The sequence below is a fragment of the Bacteroides sp. 1_1_30 genome, from assembly GCF_020982715.1.
GTDB lineage: Bacteria > Bacteroidota > Bacteroidia > Bacteroidales > Bacteroidaceae > Bacteroides > Bacteroides xylanisolvens.
Map to the genome: position 1 here is coordinate 1 of NZ_JAJKHN010000241.1, position 800 is coordinate 800.

Here is an 800-nt window from a genome sequence, read left to right on the forward strand (position 1 = left end):
GTTTCTTTCGGTTCCGGAAAGCAGAATGTCCCCCCTTCAGTATTGATGCCCATGCGCAGCAGAATATCCGTCATGTCGTAATTCAGCACGTTGAGCACGTATTTCCGGTCAGCCTCCAGTACCTTGTCCTCTACTTTCTTATGAACCGTACCCAAAGCCTGTGTGCCTTTTTCGGACGATTCGGTTGTCAGCGTATTGCCCAGTATCAGTTTGGAAATTTCGTTGTTGCACCGTTCGCAGAGGCGTTCATAGACATCGGCAGACCCTGTTTTGTTTCCGGCTTCCGTAAGTTTGAGTTCCGTGTCCTTGGCATGAAAGAACTGCGCCAGACTTCCGGCGTTGGCCGCATCCTCCATGGCCCGCTGGCGGGACTCGTCGTCGTCGGAGTCATAGATATATTCCTGTATGGGCATGCCGAATACCTCGGAGAACTGTGCCCAGTCGCCCGTAGTGTTACGTTTGTAGATGACCCAAGGTGCAGCCTTGGCCAACAGCCCCAAATCGGACGGTGAACCCACAAAAAGCAGGTCGGTATATTCATTCCAGGAGTGGCCGGTAATGTCCGTCTGGTGGCGCAGGATGAGTTCCCTGACCGGATCCACATGCTTGCGCGGTACCAGGTCATAATCCACCCACTCCTGCAGCTTGTAGAACTGGCAGAGCGAGAAGCCCCAGAATTTCGCATCAAGGATGTCACCCACCAGCCGGTTGAACCAGGGCGACTGTATCTGCTCGTTGATTTTATCGTCGGGCTTCCCGTCCACCCGGAATTCCATGTTGGAGCACAGCACGGCATTCTT

At 53.8% G+C, this 800-nt stretch carries 1 protein-coding gene; it reads right to left on the minus strand.

The features are described from left to right. Nucleotides 1-800: DUF935 family protein (locus LPH68_RS26485; RefSeq protein WP_230297294.1), on the minus strand; the 800-nt coding region annotated here is incomplete at both ends.